This is a genomic window from Paraburkholderia sp. HC6.4b (assembly GCF_014200875.1).
GTDB lineage: Bacteria > Pseudomonadota > Gammaproteobacteria > Burkholderiales > Burkholderiaceae > Paraburkholderia > Paraburkholderia tuberum.
On the sequence record NZ_JACHDC010000004.1, the window covers coordinates 48,893 to 70,568 of the forward strand.

Annotated in this window: 17 protein-coding genes and 1 pseudogene; 6 read left to right on the forward strand and 12 right to left on the reverse strand. The window is 63.5% G+C overall.

Going from position 1 to position 21,676, the window contains the following annotated elements; genetic code table 11:
* The first annotated feature begins 185 nt into the window (after positions 1-185).
* A complete protein-coding gene (locus HDG34_RS06895) occupies positions 186-2,927 on the forward strand; it encodes a LuxR C-terminal-related transcriptional regulator (RefSeq protein WP_311734860.1) in 2,742 nt (913 codons plus the stop codon).
* A 55-nt stretch (positions 2,928-2,982) separates the two neighbouring features.
* On the opposite strand, the pseudogene HDG34_RS06900 reads toward HDG34_RS06895, so the two are convergent.
* Both HDG34_RS06900 and HDG34_RS06905 read right to left on the reverse strand, forming a co-directional pair.
* Positions 2,983-3,081, reverse strand: a pseudogene (locus HDG34_RS06900) (transposase); the annotation flags it as partial.
* Positions 3,082-3,132: 51 nt separating this feature from the next.
* Positions 3,133-3,603, reverse strand: a complete 471-nt coding sequence (locus HDG34_RS06905; protein WP_184058686.1) for a YbhB/YbcL family Raf kinase inhibitor-like protein — start codon at positions 3,601-3,603, stop codon at positions 3,133-3,135.
* A gap of 539 nt (positions 3,604-4,142) precedes the next feature.
* Here HDG34_RS06905 and HDG34_RS06910 point away from each other — a divergent pair.
* On the forward strand, positions 4,143-4,337 hold the full coding sequence (locus tag HDG34_RS06910; protein WP_184054110.1) for a hypothetical protein: 195 nt from the start codon (positions 4,143-4,145) through the stop codon (positions 4,335-4,337).
* A 241-nt stretch (positions 4,338-4,578) separates the two neighbouring features.
* Here HDG34_RS06910 and HDG34_RS06915 read toward each other — a convergent pair whose 3' ends face one another.
* From HDG34_RS06915 to HDG34_RS06960, 10 genes are all read right to left on the reverse strand, one after another.
* On the reverse strand, positions 4,579-5,316 hold the full coding sequence (locus tag HDG34_RS06915) for a GntR family transcriptional regulator (protein WP_260321059.1): 738 nt from the start codon (positions 5,314-5,316) through the stop codon (positions 4,579-4,581).
* A gap of 84 nt (positions 5,317-5,400) precedes the next feature.
* A complete protein-coding gene (gene hpxZ / locus HDG34_RS06920; protein WP_184059208.1) occupies positions 5,401-5,799 on the reverse strand; it encodes an oxalurate catabolism protein HpxZ in 399 nt (132 codons plus the stop codon).
* Between the two features lie 5 nt (positions 5,800-5,804).
* On the reverse strand, positions 5,805-6,467 hold the full coding sequence (locus HDG34_RS06925; protein ID WP_184058688.1) for a cysteine hydrolase family protein: 663 nt from the start codon (positions 6,465-6,467) through the stop codon (positions 5,805-5,807).
* Between the two features lie 43 nt (positions 6,468-6,510).
* Entirely contained in the window at positions 6,511-8,124 is a 1,614-nt protein-coding gene (locus HDG34_RS06930) for an ABC transporter ATP-binding protein (RefSeq protein WP_184058690.1), read from the reverse strand.
* Between the two features lie 2 nt (positions 8,125-8,126).
* The gene (locus tag HDG34_RS06935) at positions 8,127-8,819 is read right to left on the reverse strand and encodes a cysteine hydrolase family protein (RefSeq protein ID WP_090811211.1); all 693 of its coding nucleotides are present in this window, start codon (positions 8,817-8,819) and stop codon (positions 8,127-8,129) included.
* Positions 8,820-8,898: 79 nt separating this feature from the next.
* On the reverse strand, positions 8,899-9,825 hold the full coding sequence (locus HDG34_RS06940) for an ABC transporter permease (RefSeq protein WP_184054130.1): 927 nt from the start codon (positions 9,823-9,825) through the stop codon (positions 8,899-8,901).
* Complete coding sequence (locus tag HDG34_RS06945) at positions 9,818-10,972, reverse strand: ABC transporter permease (RefSeq protein ID WP_184058692.1); 1,155 nt, start codon at positions 10,970-10,972, stop codon at positions 9,818-9,820. The genes HDG34_RS06940 and HDG34_RS06945 overlap by 8 nt, the downstream gene beginning before the upstream one ends.
* A gap of 30 nt (positions 10,973-11,002) precedes the next feature.
* Complete coding sequence (locus HDG34_RS06950; protein ID WP_184058694.1) at positions 11,003-12,100, reverse strand: BMP family ABC transporter substrate-binding protein; 1,098 nt, start codon at positions 12,098-12,100, stop codon at positions 11,003-11,005.
* 32 nt (positions 12,101-12,132) lie between these two features.
* Positions 12,133-13,983: an allophanate hydrolase gene (gene atzF, locus HDG34_RS06955; RefSeq protein ID WP_184058697.1), complete on the reverse strand. Its 1,851-nt coding sequence runs from the start codon at positions 13,981-13,983 to the stop codon at positions 12,133-12,135.
* A gap of 956 nt (positions 13,984-14,939) precedes the next feature.
* Positions 14,940-15,659: a TetR/AcrR family transcriptional regulator gene (locus HDG34_RS06960; protein ID WP_184058699.1), complete on the reverse strand. Its 720-nt coding sequence runs from the start codon at positions 15,657-15,659 to the stop codon at positions 14,940-14,942.
* A gap of 343 nt (positions 15,660-16,002) precedes the next feature.
* Here HDG34_RS06960 and HDG34_RS06965 point away from each other — a divergent pair, with 343 nt between their 5' ends.
* From HDG34_RS06965 to HDG34_RS06980, 4 genes are all read left to right on the forward strand, one after another.
* The gene (locus HDG34_RS06965) at positions 16,003-17,268 is read left to right on the forward strand and encodes a Zn-dependent hydrolase (protein ID WP_184058701.1); all 1,266 of its coding nucleotides are present in this window, start codon (positions 16,003-16,005) and stop codon (positions 17,266-17,268) included.
* A gap of 127 nt (positions 17,269-17,395) precedes the next feature.
* The gene (locus HDG34_RS06970; RefSeq protein WP_184058703.1) at positions 17,396-18,790 is read left to right on the forward strand and encodes an NAD(P)-dependent oxidoreductase; all 1,395 of its coding nucleotides are present in this window, start codon (positions 17,396-17,398) and stop codon (positions 18,788-18,790) included.
* 39 nt (positions 18,791-18,829) lie between these two features.
* Positions 18,830-20,110: an NAD-dependent dihydropyrimidine dehydrogenase subunit PreA gene (gene preA, locus HDG34_RS06975; protein ID WP_184058705.1), complete on the forward strand. Its 1,281-nt coding sequence runs from the start codon at positions 18,830-18,832 to the stop codon at positions 20,108-20,110.
* 53 nt (positions 20,111-20,163) lie between these two features.
* A complete protein-coding gene (locus tag HDG34_RS06980) occupies positions 20,164-21,666 on the forward strand; it encodes an NCS1 family nucleobase:cation symporter-1 (protein WP_184058707.1) in 1,503 nt (500 codons plus the stop codon).
* The last annotated feature ends 10 nt before the right edge of the window (positions 21,667-21,676 follow it).

Sequence of the window (21,676 nt, forward strand, 5' to 3'; positions counted from 1 at the left end):
TGCAACAGAACCGGTGCGGCGGGGTCGCGGGTCTGATGTCCGTCTGCTGAGTGACCTGGACGGAGCGGCGTGCAATGGGTCGCAGCAATAGCGCTGGCAAAATTTCGCGCTATTATTTCTGGATTGGGGGCCAGTAGAGGACAAACATGCATGCGTCTTCAGACAGTACCGATCGCCCATGGAGCGTGTCGCTGATTCAGACCAAGATGCTCCCGCCCCGTCTTCCGTCTGGCTGCGTGCAACGATCCGTGTTGCTTAAGTGGTTGCGTAAGCAGCCGGTTCGCAGCATCACCGTCGTGACCGCCCCGGCGGGGTTCGGCAAGACGACATTGCTTGCTGGTTGGTGTGAAGCGCTGTCGCAGCGAAAGCATGTTGTTGCATGGCTCAGCCTCGACGCAGAAGACGATGATCCGCAGCAGTTCTGCGCTTACCTGGTGGCCGCATTCGCCAGGGCCTCGACGGAAATTGCCTCGCAAGCGCAACAGATCCTTAATAACGATCCGCTGACTCCTATCAGAACGGTCATTTCACTTCTCCTGAACGGGATCGCTGCATCCGGCAGGCGCGTTTTCCTCGTGCTGGACGACGCCGACCGTCTGACTGCGAAACCAGTTCTTGCGATTACTTCCCGTCTGCTTCGCTATGCCCCCGAGAACATGCATATCCTGCTCGGGGTGCGAGGTGAACCGGCCTTGATAGTTGGTCAGTTTCGAGCTCCAGAGGAACTAGTTCGTATTGATGTCGACGATCTCCGTTTTTCGATCGCCGATGCGCAGGCATTTTTTGACCGGACAGGCACCGTGCCGCTTGACCGGACCAGTGTCGAGTTGCTGAACGAGGCAACGGAGGGGTGGGTCGCTGGCTTGCAACTTGCTGCTCTTGCGCTACGCGATGTGGGCGATGCGGCCAAGGTCGCCGGTGCGCTGGTCGGAGTCAGCTCCGGAATCGATTCGTACCTGAACGATACCGTGCTCGCACATCTGCCGCTCCATATGCTGAAGTTTCTGCTGTACACGTCGATTCTTGAACGACTCGCCCCTGAGTTGTGCGATGCCATCATGGGCAAGGGAAGTGGAAGCGGGGGCGAGCTCGACTGGCTCGAGCGGCACAGCGTGTTCATCCGGCCGCTGGATGAAACACGGCACTGGTACCGCTATCATGCGCTCCTGTCCGACGCACTTCGTCGGCGCCTTCTTCGCCAGATGCCGCAACACGTCCCGTTGCTGCACCGTCGTGCGTCCCAATGGTTTGCAGGAGCACGTCTTTGGCCCGAGGCAGTCAGACATGCCTTGGCTGCAGGCGAACTCGAGCAGGCGGCACAGTGGGTTGAAAACTGTGCGACGGAGATGCTCGAGCGCGGTGAGTTGAACACGTTGCTAGGATGGATCGGAAAACTGCCACCGGATGTCATCCAGAAACGGCTTCGTTTGCGCCTGACGAAAGCATGGGCGCTCGTGTTCTCGATTCAGCCGGACGCCGCCTCAAGGGAGGTTGCTGCTGTTAACAACGAATTCTTTCGCGGGCGTCGCAAGGATACCAGCATGGTAGAGGAAGCGGCATTGGCGGAGATCAACGCGATCAGCGCACTGATCGCCACCATGGTGGAGGAAAGCGAGCGGGCGCTCGAACTAGGGCGTGCTGCTCAAGCCTCAATGGCGCCTACAGCGCCGTGGGTGCAGCGCTGTGCGCAATTCGCGCAGCTCTTCGGCTTGATGCACAGGGGTAGGTTCGACCAGATACGTGAAATACGCGACGCCGTCGGCGAGCGAGTTGAACAGGGTCAGGAGCCCGACTACTCGGATATGTTTCGACGCTCGTCGTTCGGTGTTGCTGCATTTATGCATGGCGAGCTGTCTGAATCAAGGCGAATTTTTGAGGCGATGTTCCACCGCATCGAAAAAGCATGGGGCCACTCGTCATCCTGCGCAACCTGGGCGGCCAGTTGCCTTGCTGCGATCTACTATGAGTGCAACGAACTGCCTGAAGCGCGGAGGATGATCGCGGGCCGCACGACCGCTGCACTGGAAACCTCGCCGCTAACTGGTTTGATGCGCCATATACTGTCTGCAGCACGCTTGCTGTGGCGCGACGGGGAGATGGGTTCGGCGCTGGCTATTCTCGAAGACGGTCGACAGGCCGCCGTAACCCGACACTGGCTACGTCTGAAGTTGGCGCTGGATGCCGAAACGGTAAGATTGCTCCTTGTAGAAGGCAACGTTGCTCAAGCGAGACAGATCGCCGACGAACTGAGCAAGAGCGTGCCAATGATGTGCGAAGGGCGGACTGGGTGCGCGGTAGACACCTGGACGAGCTATTGTCTCCTGCAGGCTCGCGTACTGATCGCCGGGAATCGTGCAGATGAAGCCGTCACGCTTCTCACACCTTTGCTCGATACTCTGGCTGCTACGGGCAGGCGCTATTCGGAGGCTGTGGTTTCCTTGCTGTTCTCATGCGCGCTCGCGCAATGTGGAGCGTCCGAAAAGGCGCTTGGTGCGCTCGAACGAGCGCTACGGCTCGGAAGGCAGAGCGGCATGATTAACAGCTTCGTGGATGAGGGAGCACCCGTGCGCGCGTTGCTACAGCAATTTCGCTTGGCTTCAGCGAATGTTCCTACGGCAGAAACGGCGTATGTCGACAGGCTGCTTACAGCTTTTGATGCCTTCGGCAACTCACCGGCTGCGTCGCCCGCGCATGTTGAGGCCGTGCCGCTGTCACCGGATGCTCTTAGTGCGAGGGAGTTTGAGGTACTCGAGTGCGTTGCCCGCGGTCTTTCGAATAAGGAAATCGGCCGGTCGTTGAAACTGGCACCCGAGACGGTCAAGTGGCATTTGAAAAATATCTTCGAAAAGCTCGACGTAAATTCGCGAATTGACGCCGTACAGAGAGTTTTTGGACTTGGGGTAGGAGAGGGCCGCGCGGCCATGTAGTGACGAGCCATATGCAATAGCCCTCACCAGATTCGGCGCGGACATCCCCAGATCGCCTGGACTTTTTTCTCAGAATCACAAGTGCAGCCGCTTCGGCCAGCGCCTTCTCCTTGCGCTGCAATTCCTTCTCAAGCTGCTGGATGCGCTTCTTGTCATCGACGCGGAATCGACAATCCCGGACAAGTAGCGTCCAGGGGTCTGCGTGTTACTTCTTGAATGTGCCGAGCAGTTCGGTGTGCGCCACGACATGGCCTTGCATCGCCTTTTCCAACGCCGCCTTTGTGGGCTTGTGAAGATCGGGCAGCACGGTGTCGAGCGCGTAGAGCTTATGGAAATACCGATGACGGCCAGTGGGCGGGCATGGGCCGCCATACGTGGTGCGATGGAAGTCGTTGGTGCCTGCAAGTGTGCCTGCCGGAAGCGCGCCCGCAGTGACGCCCTCCTGAACACCAGGAGCCGTCGTCGGGATGTTGTAAAGCACCCAGTGGACCCATGTCATCCGTGGCGCGGCCGGGTCGGGCGCGTCGGGGTCGTCGACGATCAGCACGAGGCTTTTCGCGTTGGCGGGTACCCCGGACCACGAGAGCGGCGGGGAGACGTCCGCGCCCGTGCAGGTGTAGCGCCGAGGAATCTCGCTTCCTTCGTGGAAAGCTTGTGAGGTGAGGGTGAAGGCCATGGTGCGCTCCTCGGCGTCAGCCCGCGCCGCCAGCTAGTGCTTGCGATGCATCCAGCTCATATGATGTGTATCGAGCCACTGACTCAGGCTCTCTCCCGGGTGATCGTGCCTGTAGCGCCTGGACAAGGCCGATGCAACGACAACGAGAACCACAAGGCCAACCCAAAAACTGATCATTGATTGAGCCATGGCAGCCTCCTTGGGGAATGCGACTATCCCTAAATTGTAGTCATTGGCGGCCGAACTGGCTCAACTCGAGAAGGCGGCTTACAGCCCGAACGGCTACGTCGACGATCCTCCCAATCTCCAGCGTGCCGAAACCCCGTATTTGCGTGATCGCCACCGCATCTGTTGCAGTGCGGCACTCTCCAATCGACCCAATATGCGGGACGACCCTGGATTGCCGCGCCGCTGCGCTGCCCCTACCATCAACTCCCCGCGCCATTGCAGCGAGCGCGCCATCGGCAGGCGACGTCAAAAGCGAGTGTCTCAGCCAACACAATCCGTACAGCACCTACTCAAGCTATCAGGAGGCAAGCATGCTCAGCGCCCATGAATTTGCGACATTGATGCTGGTCAGGGACTCGGCTGACCACATTGCCGAGCGGGAAGAACTCGATACGCTGCTTGAACGTCAGCTCGTCACCATGGAGAGGCTTGCCGGCGGGGCAGTGCGACCTCGCGTGACGCAGGACGGCGATTCGCTCCTTCGTAACCTCGCGCGCATACACTGAGAAGTCGAAACCTGCCGCGTGTCGGCTGGGACTCGAGCGAGCAGCTAGCCTCAACCGACGAACCGCGAAGTACCGACGAGCCCTCGGATCGTCGACTTCCTCGTAGTCGCCGGGGTGGAATGCCAAATTCTGCATGGAAAGTACGATTACCCCTTGAAGGGCGTCTCGAAGACATGAAGGCTGAAGGCTGTGTCTGGAGACCGCGCCAGATAGTTGCGCCAAAGCCCCGGAAAGGCACTCTCTAGCTGACGAAGGGCAGCTTCTCGTCGCGCGCAGTCGCGAGCATCGACAGCGTGATCTTTCGCACCTCGAGCTTGCTTTGCGTAATGTGAGCGCGCAGCAGGATGGCAGCCTCGCCAAACTTGCCGCGATCGATGAGATGGAGCATCGCCGAATGCTCGTCGTATGTCGCGCTCGTGCGATGCGCCTTGAGAAAATCGAGCCGCCGCACGATGCGGATGCGCTCGGTCACTTCGTTGTGCACGCGCAGCATCTCATTGTTGCCGGCAGCACTCACGAGGCCGCGGTGAAAGCCCTCGTCGAGCACGAACATCGTGGCCGGACGGCTTTCGCGTTCCCGTTCGTCAACGCACCATACGGCTCGCAACGCATCCATCGCATCGTGTGACGCTCCCGAGAGCCGCTCGAGCGCCGCCAGTTCGAGAACGATGCGCAAGTCATACAACTGGTCGAGTTGATTGAAGTCGATATCGCAGACTTTCCAGCCGCGCCGGAACCCCACCTCAAGATAGCCTTCGCGCGCGAGACGGAACAGCGCATCGCGCATCGGCGTGCGCGACACGCCGTGGTGTTGGGCAATGTCGTTTTCGGAAAAGCGGTCGCCGGGAAACAGTCGAAAACTGAAGATGTCCTGCTTGATGAGCTGATACACCTGCTCGGCAAGGGGGTTTGCGCTATAGGTCACCTTCGTGCCAGATGCTGCGGGGGCTTCGGCGGCGGCTTCGGTCAAGTCGTCCATGAGTCAGGTATCGATAACGTCGAGAGTGGTGCGGCGCGTCGGTGCAATGGTGGGCGACGGGGGCCAACTCCCTATTATCCGCCCTTAAACGGGCTCGATGAGGCTCACGTGCGCCGCCACGATCGTCCAGCCGCCGAACATATCGTTCGCCTCATGCAGCCGCGCCCAGGTCTGCATCTGGCGGCCCGTCAAAGGCGTGGTGTCGCTCGTGAACTCAGTGCTCACCGTCGCGTAGTCGCCGCCAAACGTCGTCACCACGGTGCGGTGCAACCGCCGCGAGCGGGGCACCGGCACGCAGGTTTCCCGCCAGCGGAGGATCGCGTCGCCACCATGCTGGATGTCGGCGATGCCATAGCGCACCGTTTCGGGTGCGTCCCAGAACAGGGCGTTCATCGTCTCGACGTCGTTGTCGACGAGCGCTCGCTCGTAAGCCTCGAAAGCTGCCGCGACCTGCGCGACGATCTCGGGCCGGTTCACTTCCATCGTCATCAGTCTGCCCCCAGCAGGGCGTCGAGGGGAGCGGTCCAGCCGACGATGCCGCCCTGCGAATGAATCATTGCAATCGTCGCTTCGCGAAACGCCGGTATGTAGCTTGCCGTCGCGTCCTCGACCAGCAGACACTCGTAGCCCCGATCGTTGGCCTCGCGCATCGAAGTCTGCACGCAGACCTCGGTCGTCACGCCCGCGAACACGAGATGCGTGATGCCTCGTATCGAGAGTTCCTCGCCGAGCTGCGTTGCGTAGAAAGCGCCTTTGCCGGGCTTGTCGATGACGAGTTCTCCGTCGATCGGCGCGAGCGTGTCGATGATCGCGTTGCCGGGCTCGCCGCGCACGAGGATGCGGCCCATCGGTCCTGCGTCGCCAATGCGCGCATCTGGCATGCCGCGCATGCGTTTGGCCGGGGGGCAGTCGGAGAGGTCGGGTGTATGCGATTCGCGGGTGTGCACGACCTGCCATCCCGCCGAGCGCGCATGCGCGAGCAGCCGCGCGACGGTCGGCACGATGCCTGAAAGCAGCGATACGTCGTTGCCGAGCGCCTCGCCAAAGCCACCCGGCTCGATGAAGTCGCGCTGCATGTCGATCACGATGAGCGCCGTATGACGCGCGTCGAACGTGAACGGCGCGGGCTTTGCGCTGGCGATGGTTGTCATCGCGACATTTCTCCGTTTGGGTTGTGTATCGTTCGCGCGCCGCTCAGGCGCTTGCGTGCAGCTCGGCCGGCTCAGCCGTCTGCGGCCTGCCTTCGTCGCCATGGCCCGCCATGTAACGCCCAAGCACCACTCGATCCGCCTCGTTTGCTGCAGTCTCGTAGACGAGACGTCCCTCGGCCATCACCATGATCCGGTCGGCAAGCTCCAGCAGTTCGTCGAGATCTTCGCTGACGAGCAGCACGGCCGCACCGGCATCGCGCGCCGCGAGAATGCGGGCGTGGATGTCCGCGACGGAGGCAAAGTCGAGTCCGAACACAGGATTCGCGACGATCAGCACGTTCACTGCGTGCCCAAGCTCGCGAGCCAGCACGGCGCGCTGTACGTTGCCGCCCGACAGCGAGCCGATGGCGCGCTCGGGCAGTGGAGGCCGCACGTCGAATTCGGCGATCAGCCGCTCGGCGCGCGAGCGCATGGCGCGACGATCGAGCCACCATCCGCCGCGCCGCAGCGGCGCGCGGTCGAAATCCCGCAGCGCCATATTCTCGGCCACGCTCATGCCTGCCACGCAAGCATTGCGCAGCGGCTCCTCGGGAAGGGCGAACACGCGCATGCGTGTCATCTCTACGCGCGTCGCGGCATAGGGCAAACCTTCCACGGCCATCGCGCCCGACTGGGCCTTGCGCTGCCCGACGAGCGCTTCGATCAGTTCTTTCTGACCGTTGCCGGAGACGCCCGCAAGCCCGAGGATCTCGCCCGCGCGCACGCTCAGCGACGCCTCGCGCACGGCAGCGTGCCCACGCTCGTCGACGACCGAAAGGCTCGATAGCGAGAGCCGCACCGGAGCGTCGGGCGAGTTCGGCCGGCGCGCAAGCCTGAACTCATCGGTGTCTTCAGCGGCGCCCTCGCGCGTTTGCGCGCTTGCGTCGCTGCCCATCATCCAGGCGGCCAGCCGGTCGCGGTCGGTGTCGGCCACCGCGCAGGTGCCGACGAAGCGGCCCTTGCGCAATACCGTGACGTTGTCCGAATAGGCCATTACCTCGCGGAACTTGTGAGTGATCATCAGCACCGTGAGGTCGCCGCGCGAGGCAAGCGTGCGCATGAGGCCGAGCACTTCGTCGGCTTCCTGCGGGGTGAGCACGGAGGTGGGCTCGTCGAGAATCAGGAAGCGCTGCTCCAGATACAACTGCTTGAGAATTTCCAGCTTCTGCTTTTCTCCCGCCGCGAGTGACGAGACCGGCGCATCGAGTTCGAGGCGAAACGGCATGCGGCGCATGAAGGCGTCGAGCGCGTTGCGCTCGGCCGCCCAGTCGACCTTCCATGACAGGTTGCCGCGCGCAAGGAGCAGGTTCTCCTCGACGCTGAGCCCCGCCGCGAGTGTGAAATGCTGATAGACCATGCCGATGCCGAGCGCTTGCGCATCGCGCGGGGATGCGATGCGCACCTCGCTTCCATCGGCCACAATCGTGCCGTGATCGAGCGGGCCGTAGCCCACGAGCCCCTTCACGAGCGTGCTCTTGCCTGCTCCATTTTCGCCGAGCAGCGCGTGAACCGTCCCGGGCGCAACCCTGATCGAAACGTCATCGAGTGCGCGGAACGTCCCGAACGACTTGCTCGCGCCGATCACCTCGACGCCGAGCGCGCGTGTCGCGGTGATCATGGTCACTGCTCCAGGGCAGCGACGAGCGCCGCCGAACTGGACACCGTGCCGAACACGCCGCCCTGCATCAGGACCATGTTCAGCGCAGCGTCATGGTTGCCCTTATCGGTCGCGCCGCAGCAGTCCGCGAGCAACGTGCATTCGAAGCCGCGGTCGTTTGCTTCGCGCATCGTCGTGTGGACGCACACATCCGTCGTGATGCCCGTGAGCACGAGATTCGCAATGCCGCGCGTGCGTAGGATCAGTTCGAGGTCCGTCGCGCAGAATGAGCCTTTGCCAGGCTTGTCGATGATGATTTCGCCCGGCAGCGGGGCGAGTTCGTCGATGATTTCCCAGCCCGGCTCGCCGCGCACGAGTATCCGACCGCATGGCCCCATGTCACCGATGCCGAGACCGTTCGTGCCCGCCTGGCGGCTGCGCCAGCGCTTGTTCGCCGGCAGATCGGACAGATCCGGCCGATGCCCTTCACGGGTGTGGATGATCGTGAAGCCGAGTTCGCGCATCGGCCCCAAAACGCGCTTGATCGGCTCGATCGGGGCGCGCGTGAGCGAGAGGTCGTAGCCCATCTTGTCGACGTAGCCGCCGTAACCGCAGAAGTCGGTCTGCATGTCGATGATGACGAGCGCCGTGTTGTCGGGGCGCAGATTCCCGTCGTAGGGCCAGGAATAGGGACGGGCTTCGATGGTACGGGTCATGTTGATTCTCCGGTCGCGCGCTACGCGAGCGCGGGCGATTCTGGATTCGGTCGGTCGGTCGGTCGGAAGCTGTCCGCGCTCAGCGCGTCAGGCTCAGCTCGCCGGGTGCGCCCGCCAGCGTGCGGTCCGGCCTGCAGTTGATGATCATGAGCGCGAGCGTCAGCACGTAAGGGGCGGCGTTGAAGAGGTAATAGCCGCTGGTCACGCCGATTGCCTGCAGGGCGGGGCCAAGCGCTCCGGCAGCGCCAAACAGCAGCGCGGCCCAAAGACAGCGCAGCGGCTGCCAGCGTGCGAAGATCACGAGGGCGACGGCCATCAGGCCTTGCCCGCTCGACAGTCCCTCGTTCCAGCTGCCGGGATAGACGAGCGAGAGATAGGCACCGCCCACGCCCGCGAAGAAACCACCCACCGCCGTCGCGATGACGCGTATCCGCGTAACGGGATAGCCCATTGCACGCGCGCTCTCGGCGTTCTCGCCGACGAGCCGCAGCGTCATGCCCCAGCGCATCGAGCGCAGTCCCCACTGCAAAGCGACGGCAAGCACGACGCCAATCACGAAGAGCAGATTGATATGCAGCGCGTTGTGCACTTGCTGCGAGGCGGCCCACGCGCCGAGATCGATCGACGGGAGCATCGCAGCCTGCGGCTCGATGAACGGCTTGCCGAGATAGAACGCCAGGCCGGTGCCGAACAGCATGAGCGCGATGCCGAACGCGATATCGGAAACACGCGGCAGCGAGCAGACCAGCCCATGCAGGCAGCCGAGCACCAGACCGGCCGCCGCCGCCGCGAGCACGCCGATCCACGGCGAACCCGAGAGATACGAGCCCGCATAGCCGCACATCGCGCCGGAGACCAGGATGCCTTCGAGACCGAGATTCACGCGGCCGCCTTTCTCGGTGAGGCACTCGCCGAGGCTCACGAACAGATAGGGCGTACTCACGCGAATGGCCCCCGCAAAGAGCGAAATCAGCAGTACCGCAGCGGGCGAGTGAAGGTCAGACATGGCGGGTACGCTCCAGTGAAGCAGACGAGGTGTCGAGCGCGACGGCCTGAAGTTTCACGCGCAAGGCGGCAAGACGGGGAGCAAGCGCCTCCCAGGCCAACAGGTTCGCGAAAAGCAGCCCTTGCAGCACGAGCGTGGCGGCGTCGGGCAGCTCGAGGTGACGTTGCAGCAGACTGCCGCTCGCCTCGATGCCGCCGACCATCAGGGCGCACACGATCACGGCGAACGGATTCTGGCGTGCCGCGAACGCGACAAGGATGCCCGCATAGCCGTAGCCCGAGAGCAGCGACGCATTCGCGCTGCCTTGCACGGCCGCAACTTCGAACATTCCGGCAAGTCCCGCTGATGCGCCGCCTAGCGCGCAGGCGGTGAGCGCGAGCCCGCCCACGGGCAGGCCGACGAGGCGCGCCGTGTGCACGTTGCCACCCGTTACGCGCATGGCGAAGCCGAGCGTGCTTTGGCGCACGAGCACCCAGGCAGCGAGACACGCGAGCACGCCCCAGAAGAGGCCCCAGTGCACGTCGAGTCCCGGCAGCGAGCCGATGCTCATGGCGTCGGGGAGGGGCAGCGTCGACGGTTTGTTGAGACTGGCGGGATCGCGCAGCGGCCCTTCGACGAGAAACTTGAAGACGGCGATGGCGATATACGACATCAGCAGGCTGCTGATGGTCTCGTTGACACCACGCCATTGACGCATCGCGCCCACTGCGCTGATCCACAGGCCCCCCGCGAGCATGCCTGCAATCGCCATCAGCGGCGTCGCGACGATCCACGGCGTAGCCTGCGGCAGGCACTGCGGCACGACGGCGGCCGCGAGCCCGCCCAGCGCGAGCGCGCCTTCGCCGCCAATCACGATCAGGCCGACCTGGGCAGGCAGCGCGACGCACAGAGCCGTAAGCATGAGCGGTGCGGCGCGCAGCAAGGTGTTCTGCCATGCGAACGACGAGCCGAACGCACCTTCGCCAATGAGACCAAGGGCCTGGATGGCCGGCTGTCCCTGCACGAGCAGGAAGATGCCGAAGATCGCCAGAGTTGCCACGATTGCACATACTGTCGGCAACGCAGGCAACAGGGCAAGCAGCAGGCGCGCGAGACTTGCAGGCAGCCTTCGCGACGGCCCGTGAGCGGGAGAAAGGGATGCGGACATCAGGACTCCTGGCGAGGACGCTTACGGCCGTCAGATCTGGCCAACCACACCGGCAACCAGATAATTCATGCTTTCGAGCGCGAGATCGGTCTGTGCGTAGCTCGTGCCGGCCGCAATGGCGCTGCCGCCCTTGTTGTCCTTCATCGGTCCCTTGAAGATGACGTAGTCGCCCGCGACCATCTTCGCCTTCACGGTGTCGGCTTGCGTGCGGGCATCGGGTGTCACCTTCGCGCCATACGGAGACATCTTCACGAAGCCTTCGCGCAGACCGCCGCGAAGAATGTTCGGCTGCGGCTTGCCCGTCTGCGCGTTTGTGACGAGCAGCTTGTAGGGCGTCGCCCAGTCCCATTCGGCGCCCGTCAGATAGCCCTTCGGCGCCAGCGCCGCCTGGCTTGCGTGGTAACCGCAGCTCATCGCGCCGCGTTTCTCGGCTGTCTCGATCACGACCTTGGGTCCGTCCACGTGACACGTGAGCACGTCGCAGCCCTGATCGACGAGGCTGTTGGCGGCCTCCGCCTCCTTCACCGGCATCGACCAGTCGCCCGTGAAAATCACGTGCGTGGCGATCGACGGATCCACCGACTGCGCGCCCAGCGTGAATGAGTTGATGTTGCGCAGCACCTGCGGAATAGGCTTGGCCGCGACGAAGCCGAGCTTCTTCGTCTTGCTCGCATGGCCCGCCACGACGCCGTTCAGATACTGGCATTCGTCGATATAGCCGAAGTAGCTGGAGATGTTGGCCGGATTGCCGCTCTTCCAGAGACCGCCGCAGTGGGCGAAGCGAACCTTCGGATATTTGGCTGCCATTTTCAGCACATGGGGATCGAAGTAGCCGAACGAGGTCGCGAAAATGAGCGTCGCACCGTCCTGCTCGATCATCGCCTCCATGGTCTTTTGGGCGGCGACGGTCTCGGGCACGTTTTCTTCCTCGACGACCTTCACGTTCGGCAGCTTCTTGATGACAGCCGCAGCTTGCGCTTGTGCCTGGTTGTAGCCGTAATCGCCGCGCGAACCGACGTAGATGACGCCGACCGTAAGCGGCTCGGCACCGAAAGCGAGGTCGAATGGGAGCGTGCTGCCAAGGGCGAGGGCGCCAGCGCCCTTGAGAAAATCGCGACGGTTTGTCATGGTTGGACTCCTCGTGAGTTCAATGCATATATTCAGAATTGCCGATCGGATTGGGCTTGCGTTCCGGCCGCCGTTGCGAGCCATGCACGCCAGCCGCCGAATGCAGTGATGTCGTGTGCGCCGCTGCCTGGTGCGACCGCCGAGGGCTCGCTGATAAAGCCCTTGACGATGAGTCCATCGGCTGTCTGCACGCTGCCGATGCCGAGCGGCGCCGGCACGTGGGCAACGAATGCGCCGAAGCTGCGCAGCGGCACTTCCCAGAGTTCGATTTCGATGGGCTGGCCGGCCTCGTGCGGTGTACGCACCAGAGCGGGCTTGGCCGGCTTCGTACCGGCGAGCGCGTAAAGGCGGTAGTGCGAAGACGTGGTGGTGGTCTCGACGAAACGCGCACCAGCCTCGAGCAGTTGCCAGCAGAGGGGCTGCCCGCGCAGATGAGCGCCGACCACGGCGAGTGTCACCGTCGGCTCTTCGAAGGGCAGCGGTCGCGCGGCAATCCTGGCAGCGTCGTCGGGTGTAGCGTTCGCCATGAAGAGCGCCTGGATGCGTGCGCCGAGCACTGCCAGGCGCTGGTCGGCGCCCGCTGGCGCGATCAGCGTCACGCCGGCTGGCAGGCCGTCCGCGCGGCGAACGCCCGGCACCGCCAGAGCGCACAGATCGAGCAGATTCACGAAGTTGGTATAGACGCCAAGCTGGCTGTTCGCCCCGATCGGGTCCGCACGTACTTCGTCGAAGGTTGGATGCGTGGGCGTGGTCGGCACGATGAGGACGTCGATCGCCTCGAACAGCGTTTCCACTTCGCGGCGCAGTGCGGCGAGTGCATACTGTCCGTCGAACGCATCGACAGCGCTGTAGCCGTCCGCTTTGGCAATCACCTCGGCGACAACCGGATCGATGTCGGCGCGATTCGTCTCGAAGAAGGAGCCGAGCGCGGCACGGCGCTCCGCTACCCACGGGCCGTCGTAAAGCAGCGCGGCAGTTCGCTGCATGGGTTCGAACGGCACGCTTGTTGGCGAAAGCGCAAGGCGCGAAGCGATCGTGTCGAGCGTGGCGGCAAAGGCCTGATGCGCCTGAGCGTCATCCTGGAAGGTCAACTGATCCGGCACGGCGAGGCGCAGTGGTGCATGGGGCAGTCCGAGTGCCGGCACTCGGCGCGCATAGCTGTCGTCTCCATCGTACTTCGCCATCTGCAGCAGGACCTCCCAGGCGTCGCCCACGTCATGCGCGAAGATCGACACGCAGTCCAGGCTCCGGCACGCCGGTACCACGCCGCGCTTGCTTACGATGCCAGGCGTTGGCTTGAGACCCACGAGGTCGTTGAAGCCTGCCGGAACACGCCCCGAGCCAGCGGTATCCGTGCCGAGTGAGAACGCAACCAGCCCAGCCGCAACAACGACTGCCGAGCCGGAGCTTGATCCGCCGGAGATGTGCGCATCGGATTCGAACTGTCGCACGCCGCCATAGGGCGAGCGTGTGCCGACCAGGCCTGTGGCGAACTGGTCGAGATTCGTCTTGCCGATGAGGATGGCGCCGGCGTCGAGCAGACGATCGACGGCGAATGCCGAGGCTGCGGGCGTGTACGCGAAGGCGTCGCAGGCTGCGGTGGTTGGCATGCCGGCGACGTCGATGTTGTCCTTCACCGCGAACGGTACGCCGAACAGCGGCATCCGCTCAAAGATCGCGGCGCCCAGGCGCGCGCGCGCTTCTTCGAGCGCGGCAGCCCGGCTGCCGAGATCGGCGGCACTCACGCGCGATATCCAGACTTCGGGGCGACAGGAGGCTTCGATCCGGGCGAACACCGTGTCGACGATGTCGCGAGGCGTCGTGCTTTTGGTGGCGTAGGATTCGAGCAGCGCTCGAACCTTGAAGAAGGCGTCGGGAAGCATGAGTTCAATCTTGAATACAAGTTTGAGCTCATGCTTGCAGCAACTGTGCCAGGCAGGGGAGGTTGGCAGGAAGTCCTTGCTCGGCAACGATTTTTACATTGGCGTAGACGCTGGTACTTGTCTACCCGTGATCCAGTGTGGGTCGCGATTGGTTTGGGTTGGTGCACGTGTCCCGCTCATCGTGCACCAACCAGAGGGAAGGGCGCGAGCGGTGGTTCGCTCGGCTATCGCCCCATCGTTGGCACCCACCGGATCCTGACGCTCGCAGGACTGAGCGAGCGGTAGTTAAGGCACTCCTGGCCGAAGCGAGGAAGCCTGGCGAAGACCATTACCACCGGCTCGGAGAGGAACTGGACGAGCATGACGGCCCGCCGCCCCGCGAAGTTCACAAGTGGGTGTGTTTGGGCGGGCGATACGAAATCCATCTCGAAATAAGACCCGCATATGCCCAGCCCGTGCCACCATCTTCGTGCTCCGGGTTTGGGACACAAGGCAAGACCGCTGATCAACGGGCGTGACCAGCCGGTCACTTTCCAAAGCTGCACGATCGGGGCACAAAAAAGAAAACGCCCGTGTTATTCACACGGGCGTTTCCGTGGCCCCGCTACCGCGCCCCAATGAACGATTTCTCGTCCGCTTCTGCATCAGGGGCCGGCTTCCGCGCGGCTCTCTTCAAGTATAGGGCGCTTGGCGGGATATCCAAGTCGGCGAGACCAGCTTTTTGCACGGAATGCGAGCGGATGATTCAGACGTTTGAGTACTCGCGCCGCCTCTGGACTCAACGCCGTCATTGAGCTTTCAGCCGTTCATGCCGTTCGGTACATGAAAGCGACGACCTTACTGCAAAGCCGGCTGGGTATTGCTGCTTGTTGGACATGTTAGCGCTTACATTAACGCGGAAAACAGCGACCGCGGCAACGAGACAATGACGTCCTCAGGGAAACTCCCTAAACGATTCATCGGACCGGCGATCGCGCTCCGCTCGCCCGCAGGATCATGCTCACCACTTCTTCCGTCGTAGCCTCGAAGCGCTTCGTCGAGAGCGCGCGTTTGCCCGAGAGCGCGCATATTTGAGCCTCGAAATCGGCGTAGTGCTGCGTGGTCGCCCAGATCATGAAGAGGAGCGTCCGAGGGTCGACGGGCGCGAGCAACCCTTTGGCTATCCATCGCTCGATCAGCTTCACGCGTGAGTCCATCCACGGCTTCACGCGTTCGAGCAGGATCTCTTGCATGTGCAGCGCCCCGCTGATTATTTCGTTGGCCCACACCTTCGATCCAAGTGGGCGGCGCCGTGACAGGGCCATCTTGGCGCGCACGTAGCCGCCAATCGCCTCGACCGGATCGTCGCTTGCATCGAACAGGTTGGCGGCGGCGTTCCATTCCTCGAACACATCGTCGAGTACGCGCCAGTACAGCGCCAGCTTGGTCGGGAAGTAATAGTGCAGATTCGCCTTCGGTAAACCCGCGCGCTCGGCGATCAGCGCCGTGCTCGCGCCTTCGAAGCCGCGTTCGGCGAACACGGCTTCGGCACAGGCGAGAAGATGGGATTCATTCGACGCACGAATGGAGGCTTTGCGCCGCTGTGGCTTGTGCGATGTGTCGGCGGCTCGTTGCGCCTGCGCGGTGCCGCGCGTCGCGAGGGGCGCGGCTCGCGTGGTGGGTTCGTCGTCGCGCATGTTCGGTCCATTCGGAAGAGAAAAGGAGCGCGGCGGCGCGCGCATGCCGGAATCATTGTAGCCACGATGCAAGTGCGCCGCGAATTCACCGACATCCGGAGAAACGCGCAGCACGGACGCCTGGTTTTTTCACGCACTGCAGCATCAATGGCACGCTTCTCGCTCGTAACTCCGCATTGAATTCGCGAAGTTTCTCGTCTAAAACCTGTCCAATCGGACAGGATTCGAAGGGCTGGGTTTCAGGGGCAGCGCAGTGCCATCGAGACGTGCACCGTCGTGATCCTTCGTGCCCCAACACGGTGGCATGCATGCACGTTTGACAAGCACGGACAGGAGAACACGCATGAACGCAGTAAGCGAAGCCGCGCTGACGACCGCGATCCACGTGAACGGTCAGCGATTGTGGGACAGCCTGATGGAGATGGCCAGGATTGGCGCCACGCCCAAAGGCGGCGTGTGCCGTCTGGCGCTGACCGACCTCGACAAGCAGGGCCGCGATCTCATCGTGCAATGGGCGAAAGAGGCGCGCTGCACGGTGAGTGTCGATCAGATGGGCAACGTGTTTATGCGCCGCGCGGGGCGCAACAACGACCTGCCGCCCGTGATGACCGGCTCGCACGCCGACTCGCAGCCAACCGGTGGGCGCTTCGACGGTATCTATGGGGTGCTCGGCGGCCTCGAAGTGATTCGCTCGCTCAACGATTACGGCATCGAAACCGAGCGCCCTGTTGAAACGGTGATCTGGACCAACGAAGAAGGCTCGCGCTTCGCGCCGGCGATGGTCGCCTCGGGCGTATTTGCGGGTGTGTTTGCGCTCGAGTACGGACTGTCGCGCAAGGACGTCGACGGCAAGACCATCGGCGAGGAATTGCAGCGCATCGGCTACGCGGGCGCGTTGCCGTGCGGCGGCCGCAAGATTCACGCGGCGTTCGAACTGCACATCGAACAGGGGCCGATACTCGAGGCCGAAAACAGGACGATCGGCGTGGTCACCGACGCACAAGGTCAGCGCTGGTACGAAGTCGTGCTCACGGGCCAGGAGGCGCACGCGGGGCCTACGCCCATGCCGCGCCGCCGCGACGCGCTGCTGGGCGCCTCGCGCGTCGTGCAGCTCGTCAACGAGATCGGCCTGCGTCATGCGCCGCTCGCGTGCGCGACGGTCGGCATGATGCAGGTGCATCCGAATTCGCGCAACGTGATTCCGGGCCGCGTGTTCTTCACCATCGATTTTCGCCATCCGCAGGACGAGGTGCTGGCGCAGATGAACGCAGAGCTGCGTGAAGGCATCGCGAAGATCGCGGAACAGGGCAAGCTCGAAGCCGACGTCGAGCAGATTTTCTACTACGCGCCCGTGCCGTTCGACGAGGCGTGCGTGAAGTCCGTGCGCGCGGCGGCCGAGCGCTTCGGCTATTCGAATCGCGACATCGTTTCGGGCGCAGGTCACGACGCGTGCTATCTCGCGACGGTCGCGCCGACCTCGATGGTGTTCGTACCGTGCATCGACGGCATCAGCCACAACGAAGTCGAGGACGCGACGATCGAATGGATCGAAGCCGGCGCGAACGTGTTGCTGCACGCCATGCTCGAACGCGCGAGCGAGCCCGGCTGACGCAATTTCGATCGAACGCAAGCGGTCTCAGCGCCGCGCTGTCTTTCCAACGATTCCCCACGTACCGGCCGCGCACGTCACGCACACGGCCGGCGGACCCGTGTTTTGCCTCGCAAGGAGCATCCGGATGTCCCAGACCACCTCGAATGCCGCCAACGGCATCGCGCCAGGCCGTCTCAGTGCCGAGCAACTGGGCTGCAATTTCGCCGACGTCGCGCCGCCGCTTTCCGCGAATGCGGCCGTGATCGCCGCCGACCGCTGTCATTACTGTTACGACGCGCCTTGCGTGAACGCGTGCCCCACGGGCATCGACATTCCCGGTTTCATCAGCAAGATCGGCAACGGCAATCTCAAGGGCGCGGCGCGCGATATCCTCAGCGCGAATCCGCTGGGCGGCATGTGCGCACGCGTGTGCCCGACCGAGATTCTCTGCGAAGGCGCCTGCGTGAGAAATCATCAGGATGGCGAGCCCGTTCAGATCGGCGCGCTGCAACGTCATGCCACCGACTTCCAGATGGTGCGCGAAGCCGCCGGTGCCCCTGCGCTCTTCAAGCGCGCCAGCGAGACAGGCCGTCATGTTGCCGTGGTCGGCGCGGGTCCCGCGGGTCTCGCCTGCGCGCACACGCTCGCGCTTGCCGGGCATCGCGTGAGCGTCTTCGACGCGCGCGAACATCCGGGCGGCCTGAACGAGTACGGCATAGCGGCGTACAAGACCGTCGACGACTACGCGCAGCGCGAAGTGCGGTGGCTTCTTTCCGTTGGCGGGATAGAACTGCGCCAGGGCCAGCGACTGGGGCATGACGTGACGCTTGCGGAGTTACGCGCGGCGTATGACGCGGTGTTCATCGGCGTGGGCCTTGGCGGCACGCATACGCTCTCCATCGAAGGCGAACTGCTCGACGGCGTGCTCGATGCCGTGAATTTCATCGCGCGCGTGCGCGAGGCCGACGATCTGGCCAGCGTGCCCGTCGGTCGCAAGGTGGTGGTGCTCGGAGGCGGCAATACGGCAATCGACGCCGCCGTGCAAAGCCGCAAGCTGGGCGCGGAGCAAGTGACGCTCGCCTATCGTCGCGGCGCGGCGCAGATGAGCGCCACCTGGGCCGAACTGGAATTCGCGCGTAGCCAGGGTGTGACGTTGGCCGAGTGGATGAAGCCGCTGCGATTCGTCGGCGACACGCAGGTGCGGGCCGTGGAATTCGAGCGCACCGGGCTCGATATGAGCGGCGCATTGCGCGGCACTGGGGAGATCGTGCGGGTGGAGGCCGATATGGTGCTGAAGGCAATCGGCCAGACGCTGTTACCCGAAGGCCTCGACGGGTTGCAACTCACCGAGGAAGGCGGCCGCGTCGCGGTGGATGCGAACGGCGCCACGTCCCTTGCGGGCGTTTTCGCAGGCGGCGACTGTGCCGGCCACGGCGCCACCGATCTGACCGTCCAGGCCGTGCAGGACGGCAAGCTTGCCGCGCATGCGATCGACCGCTTCCTTGCGAGTCAGTCCGCCAAGGCCGCCCGAGCCGCGTGATAGCTACACCGAATCCAGATAAAACGAAGGAGTCGCATCATGGCCGACTTGCGCTGCACGATTGCCGGCATTCAATCGCCTAATCCGTTCTGGCTCGCTTCCGCGCCGCCCACCGACAAAGCCTACAACGTCAATCGCGCCTTCGAGGCGGGTTGGGGCGGCGTCGTCTGGAAGACGCTCGGGCTCGACCCGCACGTGGTGAATGTAAGCTCGCGCTATGGCGCCACCACCTGGCGCGGCCAGCGCATGGCGGGTCTGAACAACATCGAGCTCATCACCGACCGGCCGCTCGACGTGAACCTAAAGGAAATCGCGCAGGTGAAGCGGGACTGGCCCGACCGGGCGCTCATCGTCTCGCTGATGGTCCCTTGCAACGAGCACGACTGGAAGTGGATTCTGCCTCAGGTGGAAGACACTGGCGCGGATGCTGTGGAGCTGAACTTCGGCTGTCCGCACGGCATGAGCGAGCGCGGCATGGGCGCGGCGGTGGGTCAGGTGCCCGAGTACATCGAAATGGTCACCCGCTGGGTGAAAGAAGGCACGCGCTTGCCTTGCCTCGTAAAGCTCACACCGAACGTCACCGACATTCGTCACGGCGCGCGCGCGGCGATGAAGGGTGGTGCGGACGGCGTCTCGCTGATCAATACCATCAACTCGATCGTCGGTGTCGATCTCGACGTGATGGCGCCGCTGCCCACCGTGGACGGCAAGGGCACGCATGGCGGCTATTGCGGTCCTGCCGCGAAGCCCATTGCACTGCACATGGTCGCGGAGATTGCGCGCGACCCGCAAACGCAAGGCTTGCCCATCTCTGGCATCGGGGGCATTTCCGACTGGCGCGACGCCGCGGAATTCATCGTGCTGGGAGCGGGCAGCGTGCAAGTGTGCACCGCGGCGATGCACTACGGTTTCCGGATCGTCAGCGACATGATCGACGGCCTTTCCAACTGGATGGACGACAAAGGGTACGCCAGCCTCGACGCGATTCGCGGCCGCGCCGTGCCGAACGTCACCGACTGGCAATACCTGAACCTCAGCTACGACATCAAGGCGCGTATCGATCAGGACCGCTGCATCGAGTGCGGGCTCTGCCATATCGCCTGCGAAGACACCTCGCATCAGGCGATCACCGCCACGCGCGACGGCAAGCGCCACTTCGAGGTGGTCGATGCGAACTGCGTCGGGTGCAATCTATGCATGCATGTTTGCCCGGTCGATCAATGCATCACGATGGAGCGTGTCGATTCGGGCGAGCGCTACGAGAACTGGACCACGCACCCGAACAACCCGGCGCGTGTCGCCGACCCGAAAGCCGCCTGACATTTCGAAGCCGGATCGAGCCGGACCCACGACAAGCACGGAGAACCCACCTCATGAGCCAGCCCTTTGCAGTCGACGCCAATGAGCGCCGCGCCGAAAGCGAGCTATACAACGATGACCTCGCGCCCACCGGCGTTGCGCAGCGCACATGGCGCTGGTATCACTTCGCGGCACTTTGGGTAGGCATGGTGATGAACATCGCCTCCTACATGCTCGCCGCCGGCCTCACCGAGCAGGGCATGGCGCCATGGCAGGCCGTGCTAACCGTGCTGCTCGGCAATCTGATCGTGCTCATGCCGATGCTGCTGATCGGTCATGCGGGTACGAAGTACGGCATTCCTTATGCGGTGCTCGTGCGAGCGTCGTTCGGTACCCAGGGCGCCAAGCTGCCTGCCATGCTGCGCGCCGTCGTGGCGTGCGGCTGGTACGGCATTCAATCATGGCTTGGCGGCAGCGCCATCTACACGCTCGTCAACATCCTCACGCACAACGCGCTGGTGGGCGACGCACTGCCGTGGCTCGGCATTTCGATCGGACAGGCTAGCTGCTTCCTCGTCTTCTGGGTGTTCCAGCTGTACTTCATCCTGCACGGCACCGATTCGATCCGCTGGCTCGAAAGCTGGTCCGCGCCCATCAAGGTGGTGATGTGCGCAGTGCTCGTGTGGTGGGCATGTTCGAAGGCAGGCGGCGTGGGCTCGATGCTGTCGCAGCCGTCGCAGTTCGCCGCCGGCGGCAAGAAGGCGGGCCTCTTCTGGGCGACGTTCTGGCCGAGCCTCACGGCCATGGTGGGTTTCTGGGCCACGCTCGCGCTCAACATTCCCGACTTCACGCGTTTCGCAAAAACGCAAAAAGACCAGTTCGTGGGCCAGGCCATCGGCCTGCCCATTCCGATGGCGTTGCTCTCGGTGGTCTCCGTGGTCGTGACCTCGGCAACCGTTGTGATTTACGGAAGGGCGATCTGGGACCCGATCGACCTCACGAGTCGCATGGAGGGCGTCGGTGTGGGCATCGCGCTCATCATCCTCACACTGGACACGATGTGCTGCAATCTCGCCGCGAATCTCGTCGGGCCAGCTTACGACTTCTCGAGCCTCTGGCCCAAGGGCATCTCGTACAAGACGGGCGGTCTCATCACCGCGGGTATCGCCATCGTGATGATGCCGTGGAAGATCCTTGCCACCACCCAGGGCTACATCTTCACGTGGCTCGTCGGTTATTCGGCGCTGCTTGGGCCGGTGGCCGGCATCCTGATGGTCGACTACTTTCTCGTTCGCAGCACACGCCTCGACACGGCCCAGCTATTCGAGGAAAACGGCGAATACGCCTACTCGAACGGCTGGAATCCGGCTGCCGTGATCGCGCTGATCGCAGGCGTGCTGCCGAACCTGCCGGGCTTTCTCAATGTCGCGTTCCCGAATGCGTTTGCCACCGTGCCCGATGCGTTCAAAAGCATTTACACCTATGCGTGGTTCGTGGGGCTCGCCATTGCGGCGCTCGTCTATGGCGTGATGATGAAGCTCGGCAAGAGCCGGCGCCCACGTGTTGCGAGCGCGTGAGCGTTTCAAG

Bases quoted from the DNA above. Each gene is read 5' to 3' on its own strand.
- HDG34_RS06925 (WP_184058688.1), bottom strand. From the start codon at position 6,467: ATGACAACCATCGCCAGCGCAAAGCCCGCGCCGTTCACGTTCGACGCG.
- HDG34_RS06910 (WP_184054110.1), top strand. From the start codon at position 4,143: ATGCTCAGCGCCCATGAATTTGCGACATTGATGCTGGTCAGGGACTCG.
- preA (WP_184058705.1), top strand. From the start codon at position 18,830: ATGGCCGACTTGCGCTGCACGATTGCCGGCATTCAATCGCCTAATCCG.
- HDG34_RS06935 (WP_090811211.1), bottom strand. From the start codon at position 8,819: ATGACCCGTACCATCGAAGCCCGTCCCTATTCCTGGCCCTACGACGGG.
- HDG34_RS06970 (WP_184058703.1), top strand. From the start codon at position 17,396: ATGTCCCAGACCACCTCGAATGCCGCCAACGGCATCGCGCCAGGCCGT.
- HDG34_RS06960 (WP_184058699.1), bottom strand. From the start codon at position 15,659: ATGCGCGACGACGAACCCACCACGCGAGCCGCGCCCCTCGCGACGCGC.
- HDG34_RS06950 (WP_184058694.1), bottom strand. From the start codon at position 12,100: ATGACAAACCGTCGCGATTTTCTCAAGGGCGCTGGCGCCCTCGCCCTT.
- HDG34_RS06915 (WP_260321059.1), bottom strand. From the start codon at position 5,316: ATGGACGACTTGACCGAAGCCGCCGCCGAAGCCCCCGCAGCATCTGGC.
- hpxZ (WP_184059208.1), bottom strand. From the start codon at position 5,799: ATGGAAGTGAACCGGCCCGAGATCGTCGCGCAGGTCGCGGCAGCTTTC.
- atzF (WP_184058697.1), bottom strand. From the start codon at position 13,983: ATGCTTCCCGACGCCTTCTTCAAGGTTCGAGCGCTGCTCGAATCCTAC.
- HDG34_RS06905 (WP_184058686.1), bottom strand. From the start codon at position 3,603: ATGGCCTTCACCCTCACCTCACAAGCTTTCCACGAAGGAAGCGAGATT.
- HDG34_RS06980 (WP_184058707.1), top strand. From the start codon at position 20,164: ATGAGCCAGCCCTTTGCAGTCGACGCCAATGAGCGCCGCGCCGAAAGC.
- HDG34_RS06965 (WP_184058701.1), top strand. From the start codon at position 16,003: ATGAACGCAGTAAGCGAAGCCGCGCTGACGACCGCGATCCACGTGAAC.
- HDG34_RS06940 (WP_184054130.1), bottom strand. From the start codon at position 9,825: ATGTCTGACCTTCACTCGCCCGCTGCGGTACTGCTGATTTCGCTCTTT.
- HDG34_RS06930 (WP_184058690.1), bottom strand. From the start codon at position 8,124: ATGATCACCGCGACACGCGCGCTCGGCGTCGAGGTGATCGGCGCGAGC.
- HDG34_RS06945 (WP_184058692.1), bottom strand. From the start codon at position 10,972: ATGTCCGCATCCCTTTCTCCCGCTCACGGGCCGTCGCGAAGGCTGCCT.